The following is a 21,654-nucleotide window of genomic DNA, read 5'->3' as shown; positions in this document are numbered from 1 at the left end:
GTTTTCCTCCTTTCGGACGTTGGTGTCTGGCGTGGTTAGAAGCCGGTGGCGACGGCGGCCGCGGCCGCGAGCCAGGCCCGCCGGGTGGCCGGCTGCAGGGCCTCGTAACGGATGGGGCCGTTGACCAGGGCCGGATCGTACGGGATCCGCACGACCGCCCGGACGTAGGGAGTGAAGCCGTCGGCGATCCGCTGCGCTTCATCGCGGGCGCGTTTGAGGGCGTCCCCGCTCATGCTGCGTCTGGCGTCGGTGGATTCGGAGACGATGACGACGGCGCCCCGGGCCAGGTCCGCGTCGTGCCCGCCCCGGGATTCCAGCGTCTGCAGGGTCAAGCGTGCGGCCTCGGCACGGTCCTCAATGGCGGTGACGGGGACGACGAGCTGGTCGGTGTGGTCGATCATCCGGCGCCAGTTCGCGGCCCGGGCCGTGTTGCCCGAATCCATGACCACGAGGCGGTAATAGCGGGTGAGGACCTGGTGGGCGATGTCGACTTCCTCGGCGGTGACTTCGTGGTCGCCTTCCTCGTTTTCATCCGAACGCAGGACATCGAACTTGTCGGAGCTCTGGTGGTGGACGAACCGGGCGATTTCCGCCGCGTTCGTGCCCGGGGAGAGCAGGGTCCGGGAGGCATCGATCAGGTCCAGGACGCTGTTGTCGTGGGCGCCCTTCTCGGTCCGCCAGCCCAGGGTGCCTTGGGATTCGTTGTTGTCCCACGCGACGGTGGCGGCGCCGCTGTAGCGGGCGAGGATGGCCGAGAGCATCACCACGGTGGGGGTCTTGTTCGCCCCTCCCTTGCGGTTCACCACCGCGACGGTGCGCGGGCCCGGCCAGTGCTGGCTGACCGTGCGGATGTCCTCACGCTCGGCCATCTCCCCGGGCGAAGGATCCATCCGGAAACCCAGCCGCGTCAGGGCTCCGCGCCACCCCTGCGTGGCAGGTTCCAGCACCGGGGCGCTGACCAGGAACGAGGTTTCCTTCAGGCTCCGCCCGGCCGGGGCTTCCTCCCCTGCCGGTGCCGCTGCGGGGGCGGGCGTCATCGTCGTTCCTGTCGTTGCTGTGGCTTCACGATCGGCCGTGGTGTCGGCCGGGGCCGCCTGCGACTGGGCCGGTTCGACAGGGACGGTCTCGATGACGGCCGCCGCCACGGGTGCGGCGGTGGCCGTGGGGGCCTCGGCCCGGCGGCGGGCCGGTTTGGGCGTGTAGCTCACGGACTCCGTGGACCCGTCGGGACTGACGATGAGTTCGCCGTGACCCTCGGGGTCATCAATGGCCACCCGGACGGGCCGGTTCAGCGTCCGGGCTTCCCCGACCACGAGGGCCAGGGCATTCTCGCGGAGCTGCTGCAGGGACCTTGCCGGTGCCACGGTGCGGGAGTTCCCCGCAACAACGACGTCTGCGGTGCCGTTATCACGGACGATGGCCTGGATCCTGGGGAAAGCCAGTACCTCTGTCGGGTTGAGTCCCATGGGCTTCTTCCTTTTCTCGGGTAGATGTCAGATGTCTTAGCGGTCAGCCGGCGGGGTCAGCCGGTTGACCTTCCAGATGGAGTCAGCGGAGGCGCGCAGCAGCTGGAGGGCGTAGGGGCCGATATCGGTCGGCACCGTCACGGTGACGCCGTAGCCGTTGGCTTCATCCACGGCCAGCACCGCCGGCCCGGTGACCCGGGAGACGGGGATGTTGGCCGGATCCACGGTGGAGTAGTCGGCCGTGGCCTGCGGGGTGAGCCAGCGGGCGAAGTCGTTCGCCCACCGGGCGGCCTCTGCCCCGGGGCGGGCGTAGTCAGCCATGGCCCGGGCCGCAACCTCTGCCGCCTCTTTTCTGCTCTCGTCATCCCAGGCAATGCCCATGGTGGGCGGGACGGTCCCGCCCGGTGCCTGGGACCTGCCGCCGGCGCTCAGCGAGGCCGGCGCCGACGCGCCGGCCGCCGTCGGCACCGCGGTGGCCGCCGGGCCGGTGCTGGCTGCCGGGGCGCATGCGGTGCACAGGAGCACGGCGGCCAGGGCTGCCAGGGTGCGTTTCACTTCTTCTCGTCTCCGCCCGGCACGTACAGGAACGCGCTGGGCACATCGTTGGTCACGGTCCGGGTGTAGTACCGGTGGTCTTCCGGGGCGGGGTTGCCGTTGTAGCCCTCCTCCAGATAGCTGCCGTCGGCGTTGACGGCCTTCACCACGGCCACGTGGCCGTAGGTGGGGTCCGCTCCCCCGGCGCCGGGGGCGTACCAGACAACAGCCCCGACGCGGGGAACCGACCCGGTGGGCCAGCCGCGGGCGTTCCAGCCATCCCGCCAGGACAGCGCCGAGCCCAGGTTGACCCCGTCGGGGCGGAAGGTGCTGTTCAGGACCTTGTACGGGGCCGTCGTGCTGCCCAGCTGCTGGTTGACCCGCCACAGGGCGAAGTCCACACACTCCCGGTTGAACATCCCCAAAGCGCTCGGCTGATAGACGGCGGCGCTGGCCCACGGCAGGTCATCGCCCGCGCCGGAAGCGCCGGGAACCCCACACCCGGTGCGGCTGAGGGAAAACTTCACGCCCGAGAGCGCCTGGACGATCTTCGCTGCCGGGTCCCAGTACCGCTGATAGTGATACGGGTCAGCATTGCGTTGAACGCGGTTGGCGGCGATCGTCGGCTCCAACAGCTCCCACCCATCCACCTTCTGCAGGGCCTGGATGAAGTTGGCCGCGCTGATGGACGCGTTCATGCGGTCCGCATAGGAACCCCAGACACCGTTATCCCGCTGCTGAAACAGGCCCCGGGAATCCGGCCCGGAACCGTCACCGATATCCAGGACCCGCAGACCCGACTCCCCCAGGGCCACCATCACGCTGATCATCTGGCCCTTGGCCGACAGGTTCAGGGTCTTCCCGGCATTGATGATGGCGGCGGCATTGGTGAGCTGTTCCGTGGAATAACCCGGAACCTCCGGGAGGTCCGTGACCTCGACAGAGCCTCCGCCGGGGCCGCAGCCGGCCGCCGCTTTCGGAGGTGGACCGAGGAGCAGGACGATGGGAAAGACCAGCCCGCACAATACCGCCGGGACCAGAACGGCCGCGCCGGCCAGAAGTCCGTTCGGCTTCACACCGGCCCTGTATTCATCCCGGAAACTCTATTGGGTAGGAATAGAGGCGGAAAAGAGGAGAGGCTTTGTTTTCCCCCGGCATCAGGCAGGATAGACCCATGCCAAGCCTCATCCGACCAGAACTCCCGCCGGAGGTCGAGGCTGCCATCAGCTTTATGGGCAACAGGGCCCAGGCCGACATCCTGCGCCACCTGTCGCTTCTCGGCCCGTCCGTCATCGGCCGGCTGCAGTCCGTGATGGCGATCAGCCGCCCGAGTCTGAACCGGCACCTGGACGCCCTCGCCACGGCAGGCCTGGTGCAGACCGACCCTCCGGCCGGCATGCGCCACGGCAAAGAAACCACCTACACCGTCCAGCCGGCCCGGATCCGGGAACTGGCACACGGGTACCTCAGCTACGTCCAGGGCAGCTGATTCCCGCTGTTTAGAGTTCCACCTGCACCATGTCATGCTCCAGAGTGTACTGAAAATATTTCACTAGTGAAAATTTTTCAGTTCTCCGCATGTCGCGAGTCAGCCTTGGCAGGGATCTGTAGCCCCCACAACCCCCCCAACAAACTGCTGTAGGGGCTACAAGCCCGTAACGCCACACCATGTGCGCGGTCAGGCCGTAGTAGGCACCGGACGTACGTCACGCTCCAGAGTCTGCTGAAAAGTATTCAGAAATGAACATTTTTCAGCTGGGCGGACGTTGCTTGTCTGCTCGGGGCGGAAGGTTTCGCAGGGCTTGAGTTACTGCCCGCAGAGCGTCCACGTTAACTTCTCCCAGGACCCGGGCTGCGAAGTGCTCGACCTCGGCAATGCGGTATGCCTCTATTAGTCGGAGTTCAGCCTCGACTCGTTCCGGAATCGGACCGCTGCGCTGAAGCAGATAGTTCTCGTCCACGTCGAAAAAGTATGCCAACGCCCTCAACAGTTCCGGATCCCAGCGGTTATCCGGAGAGCCGGCGAGCAGCCGATGCCACCGGGTTCTCGTGAGGTTGATTCCCTGCTCCGCCAGGCCCTGGCGAACATCTTCGTAGGTAAAGCTGGCAGCGTCTTTGGCGTGGACGATATCCAAAAGAAGCTGGAGTTTCGAGGCAAGAACCTCTTTATCGCTTCGCGGATCTATGGGGTCGTCGTTTGAATTCACGCTTGATCCTGCTCTCGGCCGACGAGGGCGGCAACGTTCCGTAGGCAGGGTTCTGCCGATGGTAACGAATTCACAGCCCTCCTTTTGTTTCCGTCATTGTTGAGACCATTTGCCGGGCCTGGGCGGCTTTGCGGAGTACCAAGTGAGTAGTCAGCCAATAATGAAAGTATAGGAGGCACCAAATACGACTATGCCGGTTATGAACCCGACAATGACCTGGGGAGCTGAGTGATCCCGGAGATAGACCCGGGACCAGCAGACAAGCGGAGCTGCCACAACGAACGGAAGCCCCAACCAGCCGAACATCAGCACAGCTGATACGGTTGCGCCCCCCAACGTCAAGGCATGACCCGATAACTTCCAGATCGGACTGATGAGGATGAGGGCGACGATGCCGCACAGGATCCCGCCAATGAGCCCCCACACGGACGGTGGGGCACCGACGACCGCGAGGATTCCGCAGCCAAGCAGGGACGAGCCCAAGGTCCAGAGCATGACAGGGCGCCGCTGTTTTTTGTCTCCAACATGATGATCAGTGAGCCGGCCCCTCTTGGCCAGGACCAATACGGCGGCGAACGGCACCAGACAGATGAAGAGGGCCGCAATAACGCCGGACCAGATGGAGACCAACCACTGGTCACCGAGAAGCGAAGCCAGAATCAACAGAAGGGACAGCACGAGGGGCGGCTGCGCGATCTCGGTCGCGGTCCTCGCGAGACGGCCGACTGCTGTGGATGACCTCTCTGCAGTCAGAGTTGTGGTTGCTGCTGTCAACGTACTTCCTTCACTGGGAGGACCGATTCCAGCGAACCAATGCCGCCATCAAATCGTGCTTGGACCGCTTCAAGGACGCGACCAGCGAGCATGGGTGTGGATCGCCCGGACAGCGCGACCTTATGGTCGCTGGAGCGGATAACGTATTCGTACAGACGCGAAGAGGGGCGCTCGGCAAAGAAGCTGCTCGCTATGCTCACTAACCAGGCTACAAACGACATGCTCCAGTAAGCCCTTCCCAATGTGGCAGTGAGAAATGCCAAGGCGGCTCGGTCCCAGAGCTGCAGCCGACGCCACGCTTTAACTGCTGGCGGGATGCCCAGACCTAGGGACGTGAGCAAAACTCCACCGTAAAACAGCGGAGTGAACAGGATGTATAAAACCTGATGGAGAGAAGAACTGCCCACGTCGTTGTGCAAGGCGGTCATGTATGCGATCTCTTCGACAGAGGCGAGGGCAACCAGCGCCATGCCGGCTGCGACCACCCGCGAGCTTACGCGGACGGGCAGGCTTTCCTGAGGACGGAGGCAAATCCGCAGGACAGATACGGCCAATAACGCCAAAAGGCCCATGTAGACGCCGGCATAGATGAAGATCGGCAGCTGCTGGACATTTTCCGGCACGAACTTGGAGGAAGTCGGAACAAAATGCTGAAACAAGAAAGGGACGGTGATGGCGACCGCGCCGAGGCCGGCAGCAACGGGGCGGTGGCTGAAGCGGCAGCGGTAGCTCTCATCCGGAGAGTAGGCAGCGAAGATTCCCTCACGCACCAGCCATATGGCGCTTGTGACACACAGATTCCGAATCAGGTGCAGGAAGTTGACTCCACCAAGAGCAGCATCAATGGTTGTTTCGGGCACGACGACGCCCGTAGTAAAGAGGCCGAGGACACCAATTCCTATCGCCCCCACAAACGCTGTTGAGGATCCCCAACGGGCGACGCAATAGAGGCGAACGGCGAATACCAATGTCAGGATCCAGAAGGCTGCAGCGATCATAGGCCAAATACCCTTTCGGCCTTCGTGGCCTCCTTCGCAGGGGTGGCATGCAGAACCTGCGCCAATCCGAAGGCCAAATTCTCCGCTGCGGCCTCAGCCTCATCGAGAGGAACGTCCACTGCACGGCACATCCAGCTGACGCCGTGCCGCTTACCAATACTGGAAAAGAAGGAGCCTGCGATCAGCCCGTCGAGAGGCTTTCCCTTGTGGCCCAAAAGGATGTGACTAAGTTCGTGCAGCACAACGTGAACGCTCCAGGCCTTGGCACCATGCAGATAACGGACGATGCCATGGGTGGGAGTGTCGATCCAGTGACCTGTGACGCCTTCCCCAAGGCTGTCCACCGTGCCCTCTTCGAAGACCAGGCTCTTGCCATACCTTTTTTCCACTCCGGCCACCAGATCGCTCAAGTCTGGGTACGGCGGCAGGTTCAGCGACTCGATGACATCCACGGTCAGTTTGGACTGTTCCATTCTCTAGACTCCGGTATTCAACTGAAAAAATTTCAGTAATGTGTACTATAGAAACCAGCGCTAGACGCGCCTCAGCAGGGGCAACCTTACCAAGCTTCGGTAGATGAGCCTGTCATGGATAGAAGGAGGAGGGATCACCGATGGATCGAACCCCGAGTGTCATGGGCCTCATGCAAGGAGCGCTCATCAGCGGCCCCGAGGGCAGCACCGCACGGGGCGCAAACTGGGGGCGCATGATCCAAAACATCAACGGGCCACAGCTGGTTGCCCATCGGCCGTGGCCCGCCGCGGCGGCAGTCTTGGCCCAAGGTTTTGAAGGGCGAATCATGTGTCGTCTTACGGCTCGAAGACGTGCCAATGTAACGAAGGCGACACGCCGGGTAGTTACAGTAAACAAATCCACTGCTTGGGAACCGTTGGGTGCTACGTTCAGAGCAGCCGAAAACAGTAACTAAAACCTGTTGAGGACCAAGAGCGATCTACAGCACTGAAGCCACTACAGATGAAATCAGTCTGTACGAGATTCAAAGGACATGACACATGACTGCTGTTGCACATCGGGGAGGCGGACGCCCGAGCAAGGGTCTCCGCAAGTACATCGGCTTTCGTGTGCCTGCCGAGATGGCCGATCAGGTCGCGCAGGTAGCAGAAGCAGAAGGCGTCACGATCACGGACTACGTGGCCTCCGTTGTCGCCAAGCAACTCCAGGTCGATCTGAACCGTCATGTCCACAAATACCAGGAGGAGCTGCCGATTGGCCGCATTGCCTCTTAAATGACGAAGGCCCGCACGAGGCGGGCCTTCTAAGCACTTGACTCACTACCCTTTTTGCTTGCCGGCGACCGGGTAGAGAGTCCCTTGAGAATCAACTCGGGCCTTACGGTCCGGGCCTTTTCCTATCCCTCGAAAGGAATAGCATCATCGTACCCCACAAGGTGCGCGCATGCACAGACTCACAGAGTCCGGGCGTGCCGCGTGCATCAGGCTGTGCAGCCGAGGCGTGGGCTGCCTTGGCGCCGCTTCTTGCCGGTCAGCCCCGGGTCCGCCTATCCCGGGACGCCGGAAAGACGTACCCGCAAAAACACGAGCGAACCCTGACTGGCGCACTTCCCTCCTTTCCGGCGGCGGTCCGGATCTTCGGAAAGGACGGCACCTGCGCGGCGATCTTCCTGGACTTTGACTCCTCTGTTGCCGGTGTTGACCGGGTGGAAGCCGATGTGAGGGCCGTCCAGACCTGGCTGCACCACTGCGGGGCCCGGTGGATCGAGGACTACTCCCCCAACGGCGGCCGTCACGTCTACGTCCCGCTGGAGAAGCGGGTCACCTTCTCTGAAGCGCGTGATCTCGTCGAGGCTCTGGGCAACCGCCACCGGAGCCTGGACAAGACCCCGCACCAGAACCTTCTGCACGGGTGCATGCGCACACCCGGTTCCCCGCACAAGCACGGCGGTCACCAGGAACTGGCGATGAGCCTGAACATGGCCTACGACATTGCCCGCCGGCCCAACAGCGCCGGAGTGTGGGCCGCCATGAACGCTGACCTGGCCGGGGAGATCGCCGCCGTCCGGGCCCTGCGCCTGGAACAGTCCTACACGCCCACGCCCACGCCCTCGACCGCCGAAGCACCGGAAGGACTCCGGCCCACCGGGCGGATGTCCCGGGCCATGGCGCAGATGGCCCTGACCGGACTCTACGACGCCAACCGGTATGCCTCCGAGTCGGAGGCACGCCAGGCAATCCTCACCGGGGCTGCCGCCGCCGGCCTGGAGCTGACCGATGTGGAACGCCGGATGCTGCAGGGAACCTGGCCCGGACTGGCGTCCTTCTACTCCCGCTACGCCTCCCGCCACCGCATTCCGGCCCTCAGGCGGGACTGGGCCAAGGCGGTCGACTACCTGCGCCAAAACCCCGGATTCAGGGCAGGAAAGAACAATGCCCGTATATCCCCCACAAGCCAGCCAAATACACAGCCCCCCGGTATCCAAGGGAATCCGATCTCGTCAAATCCTCACGCCGAACACCGGTTCATCCGGACCTGGAGAAACGCGCTCAGGCTGAAGGAATACGAGTACGCAGAGTCCAGGACAGGGCTGGCCCGGAGGATGGTTTTGCGGGCGCTCGGGGAGGCAGCCCACAAAACGGGGTCCCGGTTCATTGAATTCGGCGACCGGTCCATTGCGGTGGCGACAGGCCTGGACCACACAACGGTCGGTGCACACCTGCGCGCTCTGCGTGCCGAGAATGATCCGCTGGTGACCCTGGTCGAGGCCGGCCGGGGAACGAAAGGGGATCTCTATATGCTGACCGTGCCCGAAGGGGTGAAAACCGCTGCAGAAGATCTGACGTGGCGCAAGGGGAAAATCCACGCCCTGCGGCCGGTGTTCAGGGAACTTGGCCTGCCGGCGGCCTTCGTCTACGAAGCACTGGAGCACTCCCCCGGGCTGACTACCACCGAACTTGTGCACCTGACGAGGCTCTCCCGCACCGCAGTCAGTGAAAGCCTGGAGGTGCTGGCTGCCTGGAACATGGTGACCCGGGACAGGACACGGGCCTGGTCAGTGGTGGCCACGACCTCACTGAAGGAACTCGCCGAGCACTTCGGCGTCATGGAAGCCGTCGCGGCACAGCTGCACAAATACCGGATCGAGCGGATCCTGTGGAAGGAATGGCTGTCCAGGAACGTCAACACCGTCGCCGAACTCCTCTCCCCCGGCGAGGACTATCCCTGGGAGGCTTTCGAGGGCCCACCGGATGAGTGGGCCCTCGCGGACATTGCCTTTACGTGAGAAGAATGAGCATTCAGCATTAACTCTGTTAGTCCGGCACTCTGTTACTGACGGATATTAATTTCCCTAACTCTGGCAGTTTCGGACTCTGTGAGTTCACAAGTCCACTACTCCCCCAGTCCTCTGTGGCAAGGTACGGTAAAGCCTGGCCGGTACCGCTGCCGCATTGAGCGGATTTATAGAAAGAACGGCTGTCGAGGAACGATAATACCGTCGCTGAATTCCCCCTCCCGGTGAGGGGCATCCCAGGTGAGGACTCCGAGGCCCCGCCGGATGAGTAGGCCCTCTAAGACCTTTCCTTCGCGTGAGCAGGAGGAATAGACCGTAGTTAACTCTGTTAGTCCGGCACTCTGTTACTAACAGGCAATTGTTATTCGTAACTCTGTCAGTTTCCGAATCCGTGAGCTCACTACTCCCCCACTTGTCCGCGACGAGGTACGGCAAAGGCTGGCAGTTGCATGAACCGGGACCGGGGCTTCATACCAACAATTCAGGCGCGCGGCGCTAGGCCCAGGGCAACCCGGAGTTCATCTTCTGTGGAACCGACGAGCTCTTTCTGGCGCTGGAGCAGCAGATCAACAGCCACACGGATCAAGGTGTTATCAGTAATCCGCTCGCCCTTCTCCTTACGGGAGCGCTGGACCTTGGAAGCCAGCACGGTCAGCTCGTCTGCCTGGTCGGCGTGCAGCCGAAGTTCCTTGCGAACCAGTTGCGTGTAATGGGTGTGGTTTGAAACTGCGGGCTCGCTGGCCTCAGATCCGGTCCTGGGGGCTGCGGGGTTCTCGCGCGCTTTCTCAAGCTTGGAAGCAGCCGCAGGTTCCGCTCCCCCATCTGTCTCTCCCCGTGCAAGCTCGGCAGCTGGCACAGTCGCGGCCATCGGCGTTGTTGGCTGCGACTTCGTGTCCCCATGCAGAGCTACCGCTTCGTGGACTATGTGCAGGGCAGGGGCGTCGGCGCCCAAATCGATCGGAGGGGCTTCCTTGATCTCCCGCGTTTGGTTAGCAAAGTTCTTGAATCCACCTTTGAGCGCCATCGAGGTCAGCCCTTCCCTGTGTTGGCCCAGAGACTAAACAGCTCCAGGGCGACGTCCTTGTAATCCATGGTTGCTTTCTCGGAATTCCGTGTTTTTTCGTAGGACGTGACTACTGTCCCGTACATTGGCGCCCGCTCATGAGCTTTGTAGGCGCGGACAAGTGAGTTGCATACAAGGATCCCTTGCTCCCGCAGCATCTCCTGGGCGTCTAGCGCATCTTGCGGGGAACGTGAATCGGCCTTTGTGATTACAACTCTGTAGTCCAGGCCGAAGGGCTGGACGATCTTCTCGAACGTATAAACCAAGGGCAGGAGGGCCAACGGGGTTGCCTCTGTGGGCATCACGATGAAGTCGCACTGGCCAACGATTGCCTGGAGCACCTTGGTATTTTCCAAGTTACCCGGGGTATCGACGAAGACCGTGTCGTAGTCGAGGTCGCGCATTTGCTTGAGCGCTTCGGGGTCTGTTTCGGTCGCTACATCGAACTGAAGTTGTTCCTTTTCCGGGAGTTCCTCTGCATTCGTGGCCCACATGGTGACTGATCCTTGCGGGTCTGCGTCGACCACGAGCACTTTCGAACTCTGCGCAGCAACGGCGGCAAGGTTCATCACCGTGGTGGTTTTCCCTGCGCCGCCTTTTTGGTTGACGACAGCTACGACCCTCATGAGTGCTTCTTTCTGTTGGTTTCGATAGCACTCGGACCGGCGGCAGGTAAGGACTTCAGCAAAGCTGGACGACCATGAAAAGGGGTCGGCTTGATGAAGGTTAGAGAATATCTGTATCCAGTCGCCGGCAAGCGCTACGCCAAAAATACCAGCTGCGCCCCCCTAATGGCGGGAAGAATCGCCGTAGATGCACAGAGTCCGTGACTTCGTGTCTCTGTAAGTCTGTTACTACGGCATGAGGTAAATGGCCCAGTTTCCCCTCTTTTCCGGGCTCCGCACATGCGTCCTCCGGATGGATGCCCAATCGACTCCTTGCCATGACTCCCGGACTACCGAACTCTGTTAGTCACAGACTCCCAGCGAGGTGCTGGTGAAGAAATGCGCGCTGAAACACCCAATCTGCATCTCTCTGGTTGCGCAGCACGGACCTCCGGAGTGCTTGGTCGGGCAACCTTGCAGTGGAGTCGGCGTCGGTGGCTGACAGGCTTCTGCGTGCAGAGGTAACAGGGTTACGGACTGGCGGCGTGACAGAGTGGCAGACTTCCGTACTTTCCGCAGCGGCAAGGCTGCCGGACTGGTTGTATGGGATGTCTGGTCGGGCAACATTGCGGTGGGCTCACAGACTCCCTGACTCACAGACTGACGGAGTCTGGATGTTCGGTAGTAACGGACTCACGGTGTGACAGAGTCACAGAGTTCCGTAGTTCCGTAGTTCCGTAGCGGCGAGGCTGCGGGACCGGTTGTATGGGATGCCTGGTCGGCACATTGCGGTGGGCTCACAGACTCCCTGACTCCCAGACTGACGGAGTCTGGATGTTCGGTAGTAACGGACTCACGGTGTGACAGAGTCACAGAGTTGCGTAGTTCCGTAGTTCCGTAGTTTCCGAAGCGGCGAGGCTGCCGGACCGGGTTGTATGGGATGTCTGGTCGGCACATTGCGGTGGGCTCACAGACTCCCTGACTCCCAGACTGACGGAGTCTGGATGTTCGGTAGTAACGGACTCACGGACTCGGGGTACGACAGAGTGACAGAGTTGCGTAGTTCCGTAGTTCCGTAGTTTCCGAAGCGGCGAGGCTGCCGGACCGGGTTGTATGGGATGTCTGGTCGGCACATTGCGGTGGGCTCACAGACTCCCTGACTCCCAGACTGACGGAGTCTGGATGTTCGGTAGTAACGGACTCACGGACTCGGGGTACGACAGAGTGACAGAGTTGCGTAGTTCCGTAGTTCCGTAGTTTCCGAAGCGGCGAGGCTGCCGGACCGGGTTGTATGGGATGTCTGGTCGGCAACATTGCGGTGGGCTCACAGACTCCCTGACTCCCAGACTGACGGAGTCTGGATGTTCGGTAGTAACGGACTCACGGACTCGGGGTACGACAGAGTGACAGAGTTCCGTAGTTCCGTAGTTCCGTAGTTTCCGAAGCGGCGAGGCTGCCGGACCGGGTTGTATGGGTTGTCTGGTCGGCAACATTGCGGTGGGCTCACAGACTCCCAGACTGACGGAGTCCGGATGCTCCGTAGTAACGGACTCACGGTGTGACAGAGTGGCAGACTTCCGTGGTTCCGAAGCGGCGCGGTTGCCGGCCCGGACGGTTTGTCCAAGTGGGACTGACCTGCCGTGGCCTGCATTGCGGCTGTGGTTTCCCGCTTTGACGTCATCGCGCTGTAGGAGGTCCGGCGCAGCTCAGCCCAGCCACCGCACCTGTCCCCCCGGTCCGGCCTGCCTTCGAGTCCCGGCGCTGCGGCGGATGCGGTGGCCGAGACCTGGGCACGGGGGAGCGAGGGTGCTGAGCTTGCACCCCCTGGGGACAGCCGTGAGCTCAACCTCCGGGCTCCACCTGCCCATAAGGGGCACGACTCAGGCACCACCGAAACAGCCAGGCCCAGCGAAGCTTTGGAGCGGCACTCAGCGTGTCGGCGACAGGGTTCCCCGCCTTCGCGGGTGGGGGATGGTTGACCGGTCCGGTTGGATGGCCGACGTGGGGACCAGCACGGCCACGCTTCGGAATGTCCAGGTCCCCGGCTGTCCAACTGGCGCGTTTTTTGCCTGGGGTCCGGCCGGTCCGCCAGCCAGGCAGCGCGGCGTCCAATGCCTGCACTTTTGCTGCATCCATGGCGTCGCACCGTAGATTAATCCGCTGGTAAGGCAACGGCACCCCGAGGGTATGCTCCAGCCCGGTGCCGGTGCCGGTGCCGGTGTTCTTGTGCCGTGGCCAGTCGTTCCCCGCGGCCCGGTACGCGGCCAGTTCCGCCAGCCGGCGCTGCCAGCGGGCCTGGACGGCGGTGGCCGGGGCGGGCTCCTGCCAGTCGGGAAGGGAGGCCAGGCCGTCCCGGAACGCCGGGGCCAGGGTTCCGTGGGCGGCCTCGCGGTGCCGGCGGCCCAGCCGGGCCGCCAGCGTCCGTTCCGCGGGGTCCGGGGATCTCGAGGAAGGGTACCGGCCCTGGGACCGGACCATCGCGATGAGCTGGTCCATGCGCTCACGGCCACCGGGCGTGACCGTGGCGGAACCGGGATTTCCGGCGGCCGCGGCGTGCTTGTCTTTTAGCCCCCGGGTCCCGGGCACGAGCGGCGGTGAGTTGATAGGCCACGGTCCGGGCCGGTGCCCGGACTAGGTCCGCGATCCGGCCCCGGCTCAGCCCGCGCCGGTACATCAGCCCACATTCTTCGGTCAGGGGCCCGCCGTGTCCGTCCGTCCCCGGTGCAGCCCCTCCTGCCTTCCCACCCCCGGCGGGACACGGCGGGTCTCCGGAACCAAAATATTTGCGTTTTCCGTATTCGGTAACGTTTTGTATTTCGTTATGTTTAGTATTCCGTTGCATAACGAAAAACGATATAGTTTCAGGATGAGCGAGAACCTGGTTGAAGAACGCACCTGCCGGTACCCGGGGTGCCGGCGCCCCGCGATGGCCTCGGAGGCCGGCGCCGGCCGGCCGCCGGAGTACTGTGAGGACCCGACGCACAACCGGGCCTCCGCCTGGCGGGCGCGGCAGAAACTCACCGAGGACACCGCCCGTGCCGCCGACACCCGCCCCGTGGATTCCGCGCGCCAGCGGGCAAGCGAGATCACCGGGCAGGTGGCCGGGATGATGGAGCACCTCGGGCAGCAGCTGACGGCGCTTCTCGAGGAGCTGCGCACGGTGGGGGACCCCGAGGCAACCGAGGCGCAGATCGAGGCGGCGGCCAGCGAGGCCGCCGAGCAGGTCGCCGGCGCGAACGCGCGCGCCACCCGTGCCGAGCAGGCCCAGCGCCGGGCCGAGGCCGACAAGGCCGAGGCAGACGCCGCGGCCGAGGAAGCCACCCGGAAGAACGAGGAACTGACGGGGGACCTCGCGGGCGTCCAGGCCGAGCTGGCCGCCGCGCACGACCGGGCTGAGCAGCTTGCTGCAGACCTCGCCCAGAACCGCGCCGCGGCCGCCGCCGACCGGGAGCAGGCCCAGGCCCAAGCCACAGCGCTGCGGGCCGCCCTCGACACCGCACGCGCGCAGCTCAGAGCGGCCGAGCAGGAACGTGACGCCGTCGCCGGACAGGCCGAGGCGGAGGGGCGGGCCCGTGCCGGGGCAGAGCAGCGTGCGGCCGCGGCCGAAAGCCGCGCCGACGCGGAAGAGGCGCGCGCCGGCCGGGCCGAGGCCGCGGCCGGGGAGCTGCGGGGCCAGCTCGAGGGTGCCCGGACCGACCTGGAGCGCACCCGTGAGGCGGCGGCCGAGCTGCGCGGCACCGTGGCAACGCTGACCGCCGAACGTGAGGCGGCCCGGGCCGACGTCGAGCGTGAACACGTCCACGCCGAGCAGCGCGTCAAGGACCTCCACGACACCTACGGCCGCCAGGTCGAGCAACTCCGCGACGAACTGGCCCAAGCCCGCCAGCCGGCGGCCAGGGAACGCCGGACCCCGCGCCCGCAAACCAAGGCAGACGGAGAAGACCCGCACCCCGCCGGCCCATAACGCCCGCCCTGCCTATAACCCCGGCGACGTACGCGCGCCCGCCCGGGGGAACCTTCAGCGGTCTTATCCGGAGATACGTTCCATCACCGCACCCTGCCCGCCCGGTACCCGGCGGGCCATGAGCCGCACGGCGCCGCCCTGAAGAACACCCGAACACCCCTTGCCCGCCGGCGTCCACAGGCCTTCCAGTGCCTCTGCCCCGGCGGCGTCGAGCAGGGCCGCAGCGTCTGCGCCGGCGGTCTTGGCAGGATCGTCCAGGGCTTTGACATGGACCCGGGCGGGGGTGATGGCCGCGACCCGGGCGGGGGTGATGGCAGGTTGTGCCGTTGCGGTGTTCCAGTCCGCCCAGGTAGTCGTGCAGGCGCCCGTCAAGGCCGCCGGGTCCTTCGGACTCTTTGGCGGGCCGCGTCAGGCTCAGGGCTGCCAGGTCCGGATTGTCGTCCATGAGTCCCATGGGCCAACGCCCCGCAGGTAACCGGTCCGGTCAAGGGCAGGTCTATCCGCGGCCGAAGGATTCCAGGGCGCGCAGCAAGGGAGCGGGGCTGCTCTTGAGCAGGTCAACGGGACGGGAACCGGTGAGAAGGTGTGATGGGGTGACCATCCAGGCGGTGAAGCAGTTGTGCGGGATCTGCAGCTCCAGCGCCCGCTGGAAAAGCATCATCACCGTCGGGTGGAGCCGGCCGCCGGGGAGGAACTGGAATCCGGGGCAGAAGGTCCCGGCGCCGATGAAGACACGGACGAGCTGCTGCATGACCGGTTCGGGGTCTTCCATCAGTTCGGCGAGGCGGCGGCGCACCTGCTCCAGGGCCGGCAGCGTGAATTCCGCCCTGATCCCTTCCCAGATTGAATCGCTGACCGGCCGGGGGCTCAGTGTCACCGTGCCGGGCCGCCGTCGCTGATGGACTCCAGGAGCCACCGGGTGGCCAGCGGGTCCCGGCGCAGCGTGAAGGTCCGCAGCGCGGAGTTCGAGGAACCGGGGCGGACCTGGATGCGCCAGTATTCGACGCTCACCAGGTCCCCGCTGCCCACGGCCGCCGTGCCCCGGGTCTCCCACCAGGCGTCCCGGTCGAACCAGTGCACCGGATCGGCGGCCACGGCCCAGATCCGTCCGTCGTGGCGGACGGCCAGGGGAGAGCCGGCGGCCGTGAACCGCAGCTCGACGGGGACGTCCAGGGTTACTTCACGTGCTGTTGCTGTCACGGGTAGAGCGTTCTCCTAAGTTCCTTGTCATCATGTCGTCGCGGCGGGTGACCGCCGAACTCCACACCCAGGTCCGGTAGGTCATGGGCCCGTCCTTCCACGTCACTTCGACCGCCCTGGCCGTCCAGGCGTAGACCTCCCCGTCGACCAGTTCGGCGCAGTCCGGGAACCGGATCCACGCCTTCACCGGGATCCCGGGGAACCCGTTGTTCGCCGGGTAGTGCCCGAAGTCCAGCTCCTCCACGGTGAGCCCGATCGGGCCGGCACGCCGGGCATAGCAGGCCTGCAACCGGGCTGCCTGCTCCGGGTTCATAGCATCAGTCTAGAACAGGTATTCGGGTTAATATTTCCAGCCTAGAAGATGTATTCGGATAAGTGGGCCGTAAAAAGCGGCCCGAAGGCCGCCGTGGACCACTCTGCAGGCAGGGACCGACATTACAGCCGGTTGCACCCGGTGTGGACAGCCTTGAGCTGCGCGGGGCTCCGCCTGCCCACAGCGGGCACAACCAACCGCTGCGTCACTGCCGGGGAGGGCGGCCCCGGGTCCTGCCGGCCCGCCATCCGGGAACCGCGTCATCCAGCAGCTTGGCCTTGACGGGGTCGAGTTTTCCGCGGCGGCGTTTGTCCCGCTGGACGTGGATCCAGACCCCCAGCTCGTGTTCCAGGTCCGAGTCACAGTGATGGTGGCGGGGCCAGTCGTTGCCTTCCTGCCGGAAGGCGACGAGCCGGGCGAGCCGGTGGTGCCAGCGGGCTTCGTCCGCGGCTTCCCTGCGGTTCTCCAGCCACCCGGGCACCCGGACCAGCCCGTCACTGTAGGCCGGATCCAGGGTGCCGGCGGCTGCTTCGCGCCGGCGTGCGGACAGCCACCGCGCCATGGACCGTTCGCCCCGGTCGCCGGAACGGCCCTCGGGCAGCCGGCCCCGGGCCGAGGCCCAGGCGATGACCTCTTCCATGCGGGCAAGGCCCATGCGGGCAAGGTTTCTGGGGGAGGGGCCGGGGCTTTTTGCGGTGCCGGCGGCGGCCTGGTGTTCGGCCTCGAGCCCGGGGTCCCGGCGGCGGGCGATGCCCAGGTGGTAGCCGACGGCCGCGGGCGGGACCCGTACGAGGGCAGCGATGCGGGCCCGGCCCAGTCCGAGCCGGTACATCAGCACCCATTCCGCGTCCGGAGCGCGCCGCAACCGCCTGTCCATGATGGACCCCATCCTGCCACCGGTGCCCCGCAATGTGGGGGGACACGGCCGGTCCAGAGACAAAGCCTTCGGGCGTCCGCTGCGCGGCCGGCTGTGGGGCCCGGTGCCTCTGTCGCAGGGCTCCGCCGGCCCCGGCCCTGTTTGTCCACGACGTTTTTTGGTTGCTGTCCTCCGGATCATACGTGTCCGCTCCGGCCCGTCCAGCCCCTCCTTCGTCGGGGCCTGCGGGTGCGCACAATCGGCTCCGGCGCTCCTTCGTCGCTTATTCCCTGCGCAGATTGCACAACCCTTGCCCTGCGGGTGGACAGGCCTCCGCCGGCCACAGCTCCGCAAGCTCCGCCAGCAACCAAAAAACAACGGGGAAAGAGGGGAAGCTGGCCGGTCACCCACCGCTCCCCGCCCACCGGATTCCTCTGCAAAGGACACACCACCATGAACGACACCACCACCCCCGCCGTCATCACCGCCGACACCGGCGAGGTGATCCCCGGCGCACTGGTCTTCGGGGACTTCCACCACGGCGACGGCTACGAATGGATCGACGCCATCGGCGAAGACGGCTGGGCCGCCATCCCGAACTGGGGGAGTGAGGGCTGGGACCTGGGCCAATGGCCCTACGTCATCGTCGCCGCGACCCGCACCGCCGACAGGACCGGGAACCTGTTCGGCGTCGCCACCTACTGCGAGGGCGACGTGACCTGCACCTACTACCGCACCCAGCGGGCCCAGTGGGAGGCCATCACCGAACACGCCTTCTTCTCCTGGGCCAACGGACAGGCCCACGGCCCGGACAACCTCCCGGCGGCCGCCGCCGAACTGCCCGGCCGCGACCGCGCCCCCTACCCCGGCTGGACCGCCTAAGCCAGCACTTAGCCGGTGCGGCTCATGGACCCCGTGAGCCGCACCGGCACCCACACCCCCGACAAGGAGATACGACCATGAACGAGAACCGCACACCCTTGAAGGGCCTGCCCGCCCTGATCTACCGCGACGCCCTGGGTATCGATTTTTCCAACCGGGGCATCTCAGCCACGGCCACCGAAGTCACCGTCATCGGCCCCGGCATCGACCCCATCTTTGAAGCCACCGCCGAACGTCCCGCCGTCCACATCATCAAGCGGGACAACGCGAACGGCGCGACCTACCACGCCGAACCCCTCCACACGGAGGACGAAGAATCCCCGTGGTACATGTTCGGCGGCGCGTTCATCTTCAGTTCCGACTCACGGTTCCGCGCCGGCATCGACTTCTACGGAGCCGTACCGCTGCACGACCGCCGCGAATAAGGAAACGGGTGGCCGGTCCATCGGGCCGGTCACCGCTGGCGGTCCGCCGCCCCTGGCCAGGTGGCGCTGTGGTCCCCGGCGGCGGACCGCCGTTTCCGGCAAGTGCCGCCGGTAGCTTAGCCGGTGCGCCGGCCCCGCCCAGGACACGGGGCCGGCAGGGGCGGCCCGTGGGAACCAGGAAAAAAGAGCATGCTCGCAGGGCTCGCACCCCTAAGGGCGTCCGCTGCGCGGCCGGCTGTGGGGCCAGGGCGCGCCGTCGCAGAGCTCCGGACCCCCTGGCCCTGCCTTGTCTACGACGTTTTTTGGTTGCTGTCCTCCGGATCATACGTGTCCGCTCCGGCCCGTCCAGCCCCTCCTTCGTCGGGGCCTGCGGCCCGGGAATTTCCCTTCGGCGCTCCTTCGTCGCTGATTTCCTCCGGGAATTTCCCGTCCCTTGCCCTGCGGGTGGACAGGCCTGCGTCGGCCACAGCTCCGCAAGCTCCGCCAGCAACCAAAAAACAACGGGGGAGAGAAGATCCGCAGCTGGCTTAGGTCACACCGCTCCCTCACCGATTCCTCTGCAAAGGACACCACATCATGACTGAATCACTGAAGTTCACCGGCCCCGCCGACATCCTCGCGTTCATCCCGCACAGCCTCGGCTACCAGCCGGAAGAATCCTTCGTCCTGCTCACCCTGCAGGGAAAAAAGCTCGGCGCGACCCTCCGCGTGGACGCCCCGTCCAACGCCGCCCCCAAGGACTACGCGCAGGCACTGGTGACCTACCTCGCCGCCGACGACGCCGCGACCGCCACCGTGCTGGCCATCTACACCAACGAAACCGGCCCCGACGGCGCCCGCCCCTACGCCGCGCACGTCCAAGCCCTCACCGCCGCACTTGACCTGGCGGGCATGCCCCTGAAAGACGCATGGATCATCACCGCCGAGAACTGGCGCAACTACCTGTGCGAGGACAGCACCTGCTGCCCCGCCCGGCCGCTGGACGCCATCACCACCAGCAACGCAAACGCCGCCCTGATCTACACCGGAAGCCTCGTCACCGGATTCACCGCCCCGGCCCCGTTCACCGGGGACCGGGACACCCGGACCGCCATCGACGCCCAAATCCCGCAGGGCCACCCCGACGACCTGGCCCGCGCCCGCGCCCTGTGGGCGCAGATCCTGGACAACCCGGCAGCCCTGACCGGTCCCACGGCCCGGCAGCTCGCGGCCGCCTTCCAGCACAAGATGATCCGGGACTACCTCATGGCCGACGTCATCACCCCCGCCCGGGATTTCACCGGCACCCCCAGATTCGATGACATCCTGCTCGGACACCTCCCCGCACGCCCCGACTGGGCACGCGTGGACCGCGCCCAGGAACTGGGCTTCGAGCTGATGAAGGCCACCCCGGAAGGCCAGCGCGCCCCGCTGCTGTCCCTGATCGGCTGGCTGGACTGGCTCAAAGGCAAGGCCAGCTTCGCCGCCCGGTACTTCAAGCTCGCCACCGAGGACGTGACCGGGTTCCGGCTCGCTGTCCTGCTTGCCGAGCTGGTCAACCGCGGACTCATCGCCCCGGTAGCGGCGAACAAGGACACCGCCTACCGCCCCACCCGGGGACAGTAACCCGCACCGGCCCGGCCGGGCCCCGCACCACGGGGCCCGGCATCAGGGGTCCGGCCCGGTGCCGCCAGGTTTTTCAGGCGGTGCGCCGGCGGCCTCCCCCGCTTCGCTCCTCCGGCCGCCGGCAACGCTGACGCGGGCGCAGCCACCTGACAGCCAACGGCCAGGATCCGCCGCTAGGGTGAAAGGACAACGCCGCCCCACACACCAGCACTGGAGCACCCTGCCATGGGATCAGCATTCATCATGACCGAGGACGACCAAAGGCCCGAAAACCCCAGCGCCGCCGAGGACACCCTCGAGCTGCGCCTGCTCACAGCCGCGCCCGGGACCGGGCCGGCGGACGTATCGCAGGACGAGCACCCGCTCGATGAGTGAGCGGCCCCCAGCAACACCGGCTGCGCCCACAGATTTCCTATGCAGAGGGAAAACAGAAAGAACCGGCACATCACGTGCCGGTTCTTTCGCCGTCCGGCACAAAACGCTGTGCCCTGTTGCTGGACAGGGCGCCGGTCCGCCTATTACTGTCTTGCAGTACACAGTCCGGCAGGGGCGCCTCCGGCGCCCGGGAAGGGGGAGCACATCACCGCTGACCAACATGACCCAACTACTGATCTATCCGTTGAAAGCCCCTCCTCCGAGGGGCTTTCCCGTGTCCGCCGGGTGGCCCGGCGCACGGCCGTCCTTCCGTCCTTGCCTGGAAAACTTCCCTGCCTGCTCATCGCAGCGTGAAGGTGAACGCCTCGTCGTGCTCCACGGCAGCGGCATAGCTGCGGACAAGCTGATCAGAAGGGTCTGGGAACCCTACGGCCTTCATTTCCCGCCGAAGCGCCGGGATGATGACCGGCCGGGACGAACCTGTGTACCCGGCGCGGATACGACGGTCCATGTTCTTGATGTCCTGCTGCACGGGATCCATGGGATTGCTCTCCTTCGCGTTCCCGGGTGCTTGCGCTTCGAACGTCCCTCCGTCCCGGCAGGGCGTGGGGGACGGGGAGCGTGTCTTCGGCAAGAGGCGGGACACAGGACAGACGGGCTACCGGAGATCGGCTCCCGCTCCGCGGGGCCGGGATCGAACGAACCACGCCCAGAAGACGGCAGCCAGGACCCCGTTCAGCCCCCCGATGAACAGGTCCCCGGACGCCGGCCTGCCTATGGACAGGTCCACACCGATCAGAACAAGGCAGCCCAACGCGGCGGCCGAGAAGACACCGGCCAGGACCAACAAAGCCTTCGGCGGCAAGCCTCCGGCCGCTCCGTTTCCGTCCCGCGCGGCAGGATCCGCCTCCCTCATGCCCCAACTCTAACGACCCAACCCACCCGCCGATTGGGGTCAGACCTTGCGCACCCCTCTGTTGCGCAAACGGCATGCTCGCAGGGCTCGCACCCATAAGGGCGTCCGCTGCGCGGCCGGCTATGGGGTCCAGGGCGCGCCGTCGCAGAGCTCCGGACCCCCTGGCCCTGTTGACGTCTGCGACGTTTTTTGGTTGCTGTCCT

General features: G+C 65.3%; 25 protein-coding genes. 8 read left to right on the top strand and 17 right to left on the bottom strand.

What is annotated here, in order from left to right; all coding sequences use genetic code 11:
• Nucleotides 1–35: 35 nt before the first annotated feature.
• Genes J9611_RS10810 through J9611_RS10800 form a run of 3 tightly spaced genes read right to left on the bottom strand, consistent with a single transcriptional unit; the run spans nt 36 to nt 3,076 of the window.
• Nucleotides 36–1,466: a MinD/ParA family ATP-binding protein gene (locus J9611_RS10810; protein WP_211880068.1), complete on the bottom strand. Its 1,431-nt coding sequence runs from the start codon at nt 1,464–1,466 to the stop codon at nt 36–38.
• 36 nt (nt 1,467–1,502) lie between these two features.
• Nucleotides 1,503–2,021, bottom strand: a complete 519-nt coding sequence (locus tag J9611_RS10805; protein WP_211880066.1) for a hypothetical protein — start codon at nt 2,019–2,021, stop codon at nt 1,503–1,505.
• Nucleotides 2,018–3,076 carry a CHAP domain-containing protein gene (locus J9611_RS10800; RefSeq protein ID WP_211880065.1) on the bottom strand — a complete coding sequence of 353 codons (1,059 nt, stop codon included), beginning with the start codon at nt 3,074–3,076 and terminating at the stop codon, nt 2,018–2,020. The genes J9611_RS10805 and J9611_RS10800 overlap by 4 nt, the downstream gene beginning before the upstream one ends.
• A gap of 98 nt (nt 3,077–3,174) precedes the next feature.
• Between J9611_RS10800 and J9611_RS10795 the strand changes: the two genes are divergently transcribed.
• A complete protein-coding gene (locus tag J9611_RS10795; protein ID WP_211880064.1) occupies nt 3,175–3,489 on the top strand; it encodes an ArsR/SmtB family transcription factor in 315 nt (104 codons plus the stop codon).
• A 262-nt stretch (nt 3,490–3,751) separates the two neighbouring features.
• Here J9611_RS10795 and J9611_RS10790 read toward each other — a convergent pair whose 3' ends face one another.
• From J9611_RS10790 to J9611_RS10775, 4 genes are all read right to left on the bottom strand, one after another.
• A complete protein-coding gene (locus J9611_RS10790) occupies nt 3,752–4,207 on the bottom strand; it encodes a hypothetical protein (RefSeq protein WP_211880063.1) in 456 nt (151 codons plus the stop codon).
• A 150-nt stretch (nt 4,208–4,357) separates the two neighbouring features.
• On the bottom strand, nt 4,358–4,981 hold the full coding sequence (locus tag J9611_RS10785) for a phosphatase PAP2 family protein (protein ID WP_211880062.1): 624 nt from the start codon (nt 4,979–4,981) through the stop codon (nt 4,358–4,360).
• Nucleotides 4,978–5,979 carry a hypothetical protein gene (locus J9611_RS10780; RefSeq protein ID WP_211880060.1) on the bottom strand — a complete coding sequence of 334 codons (1,002 nt, stop codon included), beginning with the start codon at nt 5,977–5,979 and terminating at the stop codon, nt 4,978–4,980. Before J9611_RS10780 ends, J9611_RS10785 begins: the two co-directional genes overlap by 4 nt.
• Nucleotides 5,976–6,452 carry a hypothetical protein gene (locus J9611_RS10775; RefSeq protein ID WP_211880058.1) on the bottom strand — a complete coding sequence of 159 codons (477 nt, stop codon included), beginning with the start codon at nt 6,450–6,452 and terminating at the stop codon, nt 5,976–5,978. The genes J9611_RS10780 and J9611_RS10775 overlap by 4 nt, the downstream gene beginning before the upstream one ends.
• Nucleotides 6,453–6,992: 540 nt before the next feature.
• On the opposite strand from J9611_RS10775, the gene J9611_RS10770 reads away from it, so the two are divergent.
• Together J9611_RS10770 and J9611_RS10765 are read left to right on the top strand one after the other, a co-directional pair.
• Complete coding sequence (locus J9611_RS10770; RefSeq protein ID WP_211880056.1) at nt 6,993–7,226, top strand: hypothetical protein; 234 nt, start codon at nt 6,993–6,995, stop codon at nt 7,224–7,226.
• A 194-nt stretch (nt 7,227–7,420) separates the two neighbouring features.
• Nucleotides 7,421–9,238 carry a helix-turn-helix domain-containing protein gene (locus J9611_RS10765; RefSeq protein ID WP_211880054.1) on the top strand — a complete coding sequence of 606 codons (1,818 nt, stop codon included), beginning with the start codon at nt 7,421–7,423 and terminating at the stop codon, nt 9,236–9,238.
• Nucleotides 9,239–9,728: 490 nt separating this feature from the next.
• On the opposite strand, the gene J9611_RS10760 is transcribed toward J9611_RS10765, so the two are convergent.
• The 3 genes from J9611_RS10760 to J9611_RS10750 form a co-directional block, all read right to left on the bottom strand.
• A complete protein-coding gene (locus J9611_RS10760; protein ID WP_211880052.1) occupies nt 9,729–10,271 on the bottom strand; it encodes a hypothetical protein in 543 nt (180 codons plus the stop codon).
• A gap of 5 nt (nt 10,272–10,276) precedes the next feature.
• Entirely contained in the window at nt 10,277–10,936 is a 660-nt protein-coding gene (locus tag J9611_RS10755; RefSeq protein ID WP_211880049.1) for a ParA family protein, read from the bottom strand.
• A gap of 1,821 nt (nt 10,937–12,757) precedes the next feature.
• On the bottom strand, nt 12,758–13,411 hold the full coding sequence (locus J9611_RS10750; RefSeq protein ID WP_211880047.1) for a hypothetical protein: 654 nt from the start codon (nt 13,409–13,411) through the stop codon (nt 12,758–12,760).
• 370 nt (nt 13,412–13,781) lie between these two features.
• Between J9611_RS10750 and J9611_RS10745 the strand changes: the two genes are divergently transcribed.
• Nucleotides 13,782–14,879: a coiled-coil domain-containing protein gene (locus J9611_RS10745; protein ID WP_211880045.1), complete on the top strand. Its 1,098-nt coding sequence runs from the start codon at nt 13,782–13,784 to the stop codon at nt 14,877–14,879.
• A gap of 63 nt (nt 14,880–14,942) precedes the next feature.
• On the opposite strand, the gene J9611_RS10740 is transcribed toward J9611_RS10745, so the two are convergent.
• The 5 genes from J9611_RS10740 to J9611_RS10720 form a co-directional block, all read right to left on the bottom strand.
• Entirely contained in the window at nt 14,943–15,251 is a 309-nt protein-coding gene (locus J9611_RS10740; RefSeq protein ID WP_211880043.1) for a hypothetical protein, read from the bottom strand.
• A gap of 124 nt (nt 15,252–15,375) precedes the next feature.
• On the bottom strand, nt 15,376–15,756 hold the full coding sequence (locus J9611_RS10735) for a hypothetical protein (RefSeq protein WP_211880041.1): 381 nt from the start codon (nt 15,754–15,756) through the stop codon (nt 15,376–15,378).
• Nucleotides 15,753–16,079: a hypothetical protein gene (locus J9611_RS10730; RefSeq protein ID WP_307857076.1), complete on the bottom strand. Its 327-nt coding sequence runs from the start codon at nt 16,077–16,079 to the stop codon at nt 15,753–15,755. Before J9611_RS10730 ends, J9611_RS10735 begins: the two co-directional genes overlap by 4 nt.
• Nucleotides 16,060–16,392: a hypothetical protein gene (locus tag J9611_RS10725; protein WP_211880039.1), complete on the bottom strand. Its 333-nt coding sequence runs from the start codon at nt 16,390–16,392 to the stop codon at nt 16,060–16,062. The genes J9611_RS10730 and J9611_RS10725 overlap by 20 nt, the downstream gene beginning before the upstream one ends.
• A gap of 205 nt (nt 16,393–16,597) precedes the next feature.
• Nucleotides 16,598–17,269, bottom strand: a complete 672-nt coding sequence (locus tag J9611_RS10720; protein ID WP_211880037.1) for a helicase associated domain-containing protein — start codon at nt 17,267–17,269, stop codon at nt 16,598–16,600.
• A 432-nt stretch (nt 17,270–17,701) separates the two neighbouring features.
• Here J9611_RS10720 and J9611_RS10715 point away from each other — a divergent pair, with 432 nt between their 5' ends.
• From J9611_RS10715 to J9611_RS10700, 4 genes are all read left to right on the top strand, one after another.
• On the top strand, nt 17,702–18,130 hold the full coding sequence (locus tag J9611_RS10715; RefSeq protein ID WP_211880035.1) for a hypothetical protein: 429 nt from the start codon (nt 17,702–17,704) through the stop codon (nt 18,128–18,130).
• Nucleotides 18,131–18,207: 77 nt separating this feature from the next.
• On the top strand, nt 18,208–18,555 hold the full coding sequence (locus tag J9611_RS10710) for a DUF8317 domain-containing protein (protein WP_211880032.1): 348 nt from the start codon (nt 18,208–18,210) through the stop codon (nt 18,553–18,555).
• 576 nt (nt 18,556–19,131) lie between these two features.
• Nucleotides 19,132–20,160 carry a DUF4192 domain-containing protein gene (locus J9611_RS10705; protein WP_211880030.1) on the top strand — a complete coding sequence of 343 codons (1,029 nt, stop codon included), beginning with the start codon at nt 19,132–19,134 and terminating at the stop codon, nt 20,158–20,160.
• 225 nt (nt 20,161–20,385) lie between these two features.
• Nucleotides 20,386–20,535, top strand: a complete 150-nt coding sequence (locus J9611_RS10700; protein ID WP_211880029.1) for a hypothetical protein — start codon at nt 20,386–20,388, stop codon at nt 20,533–20,535.
• Between the two features lie 340 nt (nt 20,536–20,875).
• Here the strand turns inward: J9611_RS10700 and J9611_RS10695 are convergent, their stop codons facing one another.
• Entirely contained in the window at nt 20,876–21,076 is a 201-nt protein-coding gene (locus tag J9611_RS10695; protein WP_211880028.1) for a hypothetical protein, read from the bottom strand.
• 117 nt (nt 21,077–21,193) lie between these two features.
• Nucleotides 21,194–21,451 (bottom strand): hypothetical protein, encoded by a 258-nt coding sequence (locus J9611_RS10690; RefSeq protein ID WP_211880027.1) that lies wholly within the window; start codon nt 21,449–21,451, stop codon nt 21,194–21,196.
• Nucleotides 21,452–21,654 lie beyond the last annotated feature (203 nt).

Origin of the sequence: Pseudarthrobacter albicanus (genome assembly GCF_018224015.1) — a bacterium.
Classification (GTDB): domain Bacteria; phylum Actinomycetota; class Actinomycetes; order Actinomycetales; family Micrococcaceae; genus Arthrobacter; species Arthrobacter albicanus.
This window is presented reverse-complemented; position numbering and strand designations above follow the sequence as displayed.

Excerpts from the sequence above, each read along its gene's own strand:
- J9611_RS10810 (WP_211880068.1), bottom strand. The coding sequence starts at position 1,466 with ATGGGACTCAACCCGACAGAGGTACTGGCTTTCCCCAGGATCCAGGCC.
- J9611_RS10795 (WP_211880064.1), top strand. The coding sequence starts at position 3,175 with ATGCCAAGCCTCATCCGACCAGAACTCCCGCCGGAGGTCGAGGCTGCC.
- J9611_RS10780 (WP_211880060.1), bottom strand. The coding sequence starts at position 5,979 with ATGATCGCTGCAGCCTTCTGGATCCTGACATTGGTATTCGCCGTTCGC.
- J9611_RS10775 (WP_211880058.1), bottom strand. The coding sequence starts at position 6,452 with ATGGAACAGTCCAAACTGACCGTGGATGTCATCGAGTCGCTGAACCTG.
- J9611_RS10770 (WP_211880056.1), top strand. The coding sequence starts at position 6,993 with ATGACTGCTGTTGCACATCGGGGAGGCGGACGCCCGAGCAAGGGTCTC.
- J9611_RS10760 (WP_211880052.1), bottom strand. The coding sequence starts at position 10,271 with ATGGCGCTCAAAGGTGGATTCAAGAACTTTGCTAACCAAACGCGGGAG.
- J9611_RS10755 (WP_211880049.1), bottom strand. The coding sequence starts at position 10,936 with ATGAGGGTCGTAGCTGTCGTCAACCAAAAAGGCGGCGCAGGGAAAACC.
- J9611_RS10750 (WP_211880047.1), bottom strand. The coding sequence starts at position 13,411 with ATGGACCAGCTCATCGCGATGGTCCGGTCCCAGGGCCGGTACCCTTCC.
- J9611_RS10745 (WP_211880045.1), top strand. The coding sequence starts at position 13,782 with ATGAGCGAGAACCTGGTTGAAGAACGCACCTGCCGGTACCCGGGGTGC.
- J9611_RS10725 (WP_211880039.1), bottom strand. The coding sequence starts at position 16,392 with ATGAACCCGGAGCAGGCAGCCCGGTTGCAGGCCTGCTATGCCCGGCGT.
- J9611_RS10720 (WP_211880037.1), bottom strand. The coding sequence starts at position 17,269 with ATGGACAGGCGGTTGCGGCGCGCTCCGGACGCGGAATGGGTGCTGATG.
- J9611_RS10715 (WP_211880035.1), top strand. The coding sequence starts at position 17,702 with ATGAACGACACCACCACCCCCGCCGTCATCACCGCCGACACCGGCGAG.
- J9611_RS10710 (WP_211880032.1), top strand. The coding sequence starts at position 18,208 with ATGAACGAGAACCGCACACCCTTGAAGGGCCTGCCCGCCCTGATCTAC.
- J9611_RS10705 (WP_211880030.1), top strand. The coding sequence starts at position 19,132 with ATGACTGAATCACTGAAGTTCACCGGCCCCGCCGACATCCTCGCGTTC.
- J9611_RS10700 (WP_211880029.1), top strand. The coding sequence starts at position 20,386 with ATGGGATCAGCATTCATCATGACCGAGGACGACCAAAGGCCCGAAAAC.
- J9611_RS10695 (WP_211880028.1), bottom strand. The coding sequence starts at position 21,076 with ATGGATCCCGTGCAGCAGGACATCAAGAACATGGACCGTCGTATCCGC.
- J9611_RS10690 (WP_211880027.1), bottom strand. The coding sequence starts at position 21,451 with ATGAGGGAGGCGGATCCTGCCGCGCGGGACGGAAACGGAGCGGCCGGA.